We start from the raw sequence: 6,000 nt of genomic DNA, 5'->3' as shown, positions 1-6,000 counted from the left end.
GGTTTTGTTGTATACTGGTCATTGAGTAGGGCTCCTTTTCTTGGTGACTTTGCAATCCCAAGGATACCCTACTTTTTTGTCGTTTACTAGACTCCCCGATCCTTACACATACTATTTTACGCCATCTACCGGATCATCCCTAGTGGGAAAAAGTACAACTAATCCGGCTGAATTCAGCCGTATGGGGGGAGTGGGCCTCCATTAAGTGTACAAAATCCCACTAAAGCCCGTTAAAGCCAAAATTCCAGCCCATTAGTGTTACTTTTTACACTTCGCTACAGTCCCCGTGGGCCTTGGCTTCGATGATGACTCAGGTACTTTGCGGGGACCCCAAAACATATAAAATCTTTAAAAAGAAACGGCTGCACCGTCCTATATTAGGAACGGGCAGCCGTTTCTTCGGCCACACAAGGCTGATTGATCGGCAAAAAAAGGATGCAGCCGCGGAGCACATCCAGGAAATGAATGCGGCCGTACCCTTTGCTGTATCTTACGCAAATTTGCAGAAATTGTTTCATTTATTTGAAATTTGAAAGAATAGCCGCCAGAATATGGCCGGTCTCCAAGGCCATATCCTCGAAATCCGCCAGCGGCAGCGGATTCTTGCCGACCCCCAGCTCAACGGTGAAGCCGGGCCGGCGGAAGCGCTGGATGAACCAATCCTTATATCCGGCGTCACTGCCCGTCAGCTCCACCGCCCGGTAGCCGCTGGCCGCCGCCAGCTGTGCCGCAAGTGCCCGGCTCTCCGGCGGCTCATAGCCCCGGTAATTCCAGTAAATCTCGCCTCCCTGGCTGTGCAGGGATACGGCCGCATCTCCGGGGACCTTCTCCGCCAGTCCGGCCAGGGCCGCAGCCTCCGGCTCGCTGAGCGCAGCCCTTCCGCTGTAATCGCGCGGCCCCGGTTCCGGCACTCCCCGCCGGGCCCGTTCCTCTTCCCAATGGGCGGGGAACTGGTCGCCGAGATCCACGCCGCGGATATTGGCCTTCCAGTGCCGGAAGCTTCGCCGTCCGCAGTTCCATTTCATCAGCTCTTCGTAATACGGATGTCCGGGCAACACCCCCTCCTGCACCAGCTCCACCCCATCGGGATTGGCCATTGGCACAGCCCATATCGTCCAGTTTTTGTACCAATCCCCGGTATTGTGGCCGTTCCATCCCTTGCCTCCGGCATAAGCCGCCGCATACTGCTCGACAAAGGACAGGAGGCAGGGCGAGGTCAGCCATTCATTCGCATGCAGTGCGGCATTGACATGAAGATGGCGGGAGCCGCGGCCGATCCGCAGCAGATGAAGCGGCTTGCCGAGGACGCTGCCGCCAATGCGTTCGTGCTGAATAATACCGGGGTATTTATCCAGCAGCCTGCCGATAGCCTCATCCACTTCCGCAGGACCGTATTCCCCGCGCAAGCATACCTCTGCGCCAGGTGCGGCCACAGGAATGACCAGCACCTTGCCGGGGGAGCACCCGTACGCCGACTCCACACCCGGATTCAGCTTTTCAAGCTCATCTACATCCACTCCAAACAGGGCGGAAATACTCCGGGCATCGTCACCCTCCTGTACGGCATACCTTTTGCGCGGAGCGGAAGGCAGAAACAGAATCTGTCCCGGAACCAGATACGGCTGCCTGCCTGCCCATGGGTTTCCCTGTATCACATGCTCCGGTGTAAGTCCATGCCGCGCGGCAATCCGGCTAACCGTATCTCCCTTGCGGGCAATATATTGCTGCATATGTCTCATCCTCTCGGCCCTCTAGTTGGCGTCATCCAATGCCGTCAGCCGGAGATTTCCACGGAAGACAAACCGGACACAGCCCTCTGACTTTATTCTATGCCGACCGAGCTGTCCACCATGAAAGAAGATTGATTTCACCTTCGTGCCCGGGAGGCAAGCAGAAACGGCTACGCCGTCCTTGTAAAGGACGGCGTGTTTCAGCGAGAAATAGAAGGATCATTTAGGGTTCCGAGCATATAAATTCTGCCCTGTAATCACGCGGCCGCAGCGATATTTCATTCCTCAGTGATGCCGCGCAGCGGCATGGGGGTCTTATAATTCAAAGAAAGAGACCGGAACATCGCTGTCCCGGCCTCTAAGAGCCTATCCCAGAATAAATAAGTAAGAAATATGGGGAAGAAAAAAGTAAGAGGGGATGTGAGTTGGCCAGCCCCGCCTCAACAACGGCATTTCTGCCGTTATTTCGGGGCATACAGGCCAGCTTCGCCTCAACAACGGCATTTCTGCCGTTATTTCGGGGCATACGGGCCAGCCCCGCCTCAACAACGGCATTTCTGCCGTTATTTCGGGGCATACAGGCCAGCTTCGCCTCAACAACGGCATTTCTGCCGTTATTTCGGGGCATACAGGCCAGCTTCGCCTCAACAACGGCATTTCTGCCGTTATTTCGGGGCATACGGGCCAGCCCCGCTCCAACAACGGCATTTCTGCCGTTATTTCGGGGCATACAGGCCAGCCCCGCTCCAACAACAGCATTTCTGCCGTTATTTCGGGGCATACAGGCCAGCTTCGCCTCAACAACGGCATTTCTGCCGTTATTTCGGGGCATACGGGCCAGCCCCTCCTCAACAACGGCATTTCTGCCGTTATTTCGGGGCATACAGGCCAGCCCCGCCCCAACAACGGCATTTCTGCCGTTATTTCGGGGCATACAGGCCAGCCCCGCCCCAACAACGGCATTTCTGCCGTTATTTCGGGGGCGCGTTGCAGTAATCTTGCGAATAATCTCACACAACGAGAAAGAGTAAGCGAAGTGTGGAAGTAAGCGTTGGGAAGGGAGCTGCCGGACGCCAGCTTGCCCACTCCGCACCTACACAAGGGGATAAGCCCAAAAAGCCCACTACACGCGTACCTATGGACTGGACACTTAAGAAAATGGGATGCGGGCTGTTGTTCGCTTGAGGGAAGGCACGGAACTATGAAGCCTTGCTTCATTTCGCCTGCGCTCAGACCGTTTGGAGAAGCGTACGATCCGTTCATTCCCGGTAACTTATTTGGGGATAGGTTCTTAGTGTGTACAGCTTGAACCGGCATTCCTTTCGGATAACGGAGAATCCGACCCCGAATCAGGAGGGTTGTCCCTATTCAACCCGCTGCTGTCAAAGCTTATAACGAAGAGACCTGCCACACCACGGGTGTGCGCTTAATCTGCTCCCCCAGCCAGTCCCGGGCGATCCGCTGGAAAATCTCCGCATCACCGCTGCAGAAAAATTGGTGGATCGGGCTTTCGTCCCCGCTGGCCAGCTTGCCTTTGTCGTACAGGATCGTGCTGATTTCTCTTGCGGTCTCATCCGCCGAGCTGATGAGCTTCACTCCCGGTCCCATCACCCTGCCGATCGGCTCCACCAGAAACGGATAATGGGTGCAGCCAAGGATCAGCGTGTCAATCGGCTCGTATTTAATGCCGTTGAGCGAATCCGCTACAGCAATATGGCTTTCCTCAGAGCGGAACATTCCCTGCTCCACAAAGGGGACAAGCGCCGGGCAGGCCTGGCTGACGACCTGAACAAACGGTGAGAGCTGCTTCAGCGCAGCGGTGTAGGCACCGCTCTTGATCGTGCCGATGGTGCCGATGACGCCCACCTGGCCGGTTTTGCTTGCGCTGATGGCTGCACGCGCGCCGGGATGAATCACGCCGATAACGGGAATGGATACTTTGGCAGAGATATAGTCAAGTGCGGCTGCCGTTGCCGTATTGCAGGCGATAACGATCATTTTCGGATTAAATTGAATTAAATAGTCCACAATCTGTTCGGTGAACACTTTCACTTCTTCTGTCGAACGGGGTCCGTACGGGGCCCTTGCGGTGTCTCCGAAATAAATGATCTTCTCCCGCGGGAGCTGCCTCATCACTTCCCTGACAACCGTTAGTCCCCCCACACCTGAGTCTAATATTGCGATAGCTTGCTGCACGAACACACCGCTTCCTTTTACTTGTTTAGTGTAGCTTATGTAAGGCCAAAACAAAATGTACCGGGTTTCAGCCCCAATTGCAGATAATACTCCAAAACCCCGGACAGTTCAAGAGCCGCCTTCCGCCGGAATGCGAAAAGCGGCTCTTGGCCGGGAAGAACATGCCTTCATATCTCCGCTCTCAACAAAAAGTCATAGCCGCCCGGCCTAAGCGATGCCGCTGCCCTTTGTTCCGCTCTCTGTCCCCTCTTCCAAAACAGCTTCCGCACCGGATTCGGCATCCGTCTGAGCCACCGCTTCATCCGGCTCTTCAGCAGCTTCTTCAACAGCAGGTTCAGCTTCTTCAGCGATCTCGGCAGCAGCTGCAATTCCGCTCACCGCAGCCGTTTGCTCTTCATCGGCCACGATATACTGCCTGCTCCATTCCTTGACCTCGCTGACGACGGCCTCTACCGCATCTTTCGCTTTGCTGTACAGCTCCGTGCTCTTCTCGTTTGCCGCTCCGGCGATTTCCGTCACTTTATCAATGGCCTCTGTCGTTCCGTCCGCGATGTCCTTGCGCAGCTCTTTGCCGGGCTTGGGTGCAAACAGCAAAGCTGTTACCGAACCCACAACACTGCCAGCCAGAATACCCCACAGCAAGCTTTTGGTGTCTTTTTTCATGTCTCATCTCTCCCTTGATTCTAATTGAGCCTCTGCCCGGCCATCCGGGCCATCGCCTAGTTCTGCTATATCATAAGCAAAGAGAGTTTGTCCTGTGACTGATTATACGCTAAGTTCCGAAGTTTTGTCTTTCTTGCGGGGCGTGATGGCATACCGGCAGCTCTGTCCGCCCTCCGCCATGCATTCCGTGCGCGTAACCTTCGCGCCCAGCAGTTCCTCGAACAGCCCTTGTTCGCACTGGCAGGCCTTGCGGTACTGGGTCGCCACCTGGCGGATCGGACAGTTGTACTCCTGCATCACATAAGAGCCGTCCTCTTCCCGGTTCCACTCGGCCATATAGCCCCCGGCATTCTGGATGGCAGACAGCTCGGCTACCCGTTCTTCCAGGTTGCGGTTCTCCATCATAGGCGCATACTGGGCCTGCATACGCCTCCTGCGCCCTTCAAACAGCACATTGACCGCCTCCAGCCCGCTGCCGTGATCCAGCTCGCGCAGCAGCTCCAGCGCCAGATTGTGATAGCTTTTGGGAAAATGGTCCTCCGCCCGTTCCGTCAGCGAATACACGTGCAGCGGACGGCCCATGGCCTGGCGGACAACCTTGGTCTTGACCAGCGATTCCTGCTCCAGCTGAAGCACATGACGCCGGACGCCCATTTCAGTGATGCTAAGCTCCTCTGCGAGCGCGCCGATTGTCAGCGGCCCTTTCATCTTCAGGAGCGTCATAATCATGCGCCTTGTCGATCCGCTTTCCTGACCCTTCTTCATCATAAAGGACCTCCTTCCTTTCCCGGCTGTCGCCTATTGGTATTCACCTCTATATTCCTATATTCGTATATCCGGAATGCCATTGCAATGTTACACTGGAGCCTGTGCGCCTAATTCCTGATCCAGATAGCCGTGCACCGCAGCGCCGAATTGCTCCAGTGCTTCCGGGAGAGAAGCCGCAAGCGGGTGCAGCGCCGTCCGCTGCCACACATAATAGTCCTGCACCAGCGGCTTGCGCAAGGCCACAAGCCGGATCAGCAGATCATACAGGCCGCTGTCCGTGAAGACCTTTTCCTCGTGGATAATGGATATAATATCCTCATAGCTTCCGGCATCGCGCATAATGAACCCGTCAATCAGGGAGCTGCCCACATCAGTAACGACCTCGATCGCCAAATGCAGGCAGCGCTCCTGCACGAGACCCATGCACGTACCGCCGTCCCAGGAGGCTGCCGCTGCCCGGAGCCCGGTATTGATATCGGGAATCTGGCCCAGTATAATTTCGATCTGTTTCCGGTTGACATAATACACAGCAGACCCTCCAAGTCAGATGATTATTCAATGAGCAGCAGGCAGAAGCACAGCTATTTCCCCCGCTTGCCGCGGCGTTTCAGCCAGAACAGCATAATGACGCAAGCTGCCAGAA

Annotated in this window: 6 protein-coding genes; all 6 read right to left on the bottom strand. The window is 55.8% G+C overall.

What is annotated here, in order from left to right:
• Positions 1–518: 518 nt before the first annotated feature.
• The 6 genes from HYD27_RS27305 to HYD27_RS27280 all read right to left on the bottom strand — a co-directional run bounded on the left by HYD27_RS27305 (position 519) and on the right by HYD27_RS27280 (position 5,885).
• Positions 519–1,730 (bottom strand): M14 family metallopeptidase, encoded by a 1,212-nt coding sequence (locus HYD27_RS27305; protein ID WP_219220562.1) that lies wholly within the window; start codon positions 1,728–1,730, stop codon positions 519–521.
• Positions 1,731–2,088: 358 nt separating this feature from the next.
• The gene (locus HYD27_RS27300; RefSeq protein WP_219220546.1) at positions 2,089–2,664 is read right to left on the bottom strand and encodes a hypothetical protein; all 576 of its coding nucleotides are present in this window, start codon (positions 2,662–2,664) and stop codon (positions 2,089–2,091) included.
• 455 nt (positions 2,665–3,119) lie between these two features.
• Positions 3,120–3,926, bottom strand: a complete 807-nt coding sequence (gene racE, locus HYD27_RS27295) for a glutamate racemase (RefSeq protein ID WP_309242133.1) — start codon at positions 3,924–3,926, stop codon at positions 3,120–3,122.
• Positions 3,927–4,133: 207 nt separating this feature from the next.
• Entirely contained in the window at positions 4,134–4,589 is a 456-nt protein-coding gene (locus tag HYD27_RS27290) for a YtxH domain-containing protein (protein WP_219220542.1), read from the bottom strand.
• Between the two features lie 102 nt (positions 4,590–4,691).
• Positions 4,692–5,357, bottom strand: a complete 666-nt coding sequence (locus HYD27_RS27285; RefSeq protein WP_219220540.1) for a helix-turn-helix transcriptional regulator — start codon at positions 5,355–5,357, stop codon at positions 4,692–4,694.
• Positions 5,358–5,444: 87 nt separating this feature from the next.
• Positions 5,445–5,885, bottom strand: a complete 441-nt coding sequence (locus HYD27_RS27280; protein ID WP_219220538.1) for a DUF86 domain-containing protein — start codon at positions 5,883–5,885, stop codon at positions 5,445–5,447.
• Between the last annotated feature and the right edge of the window lie 115 nt (positions 5,886–6,000).

Source organism: Paenibacillus sp. S150, assembly GCF_019352175.1.
In the GTDB taxonomy this organism is placed as follows: Bacteria; Bacillota; Bacilli; order Paenibacillales; family Paenibacillaceae; genus Paenibacillus_AQ.
Note: the sequence above shows the minus strand (reverse complement) of the source record. Positions and strands in the feature narration are given on the sequence as shown.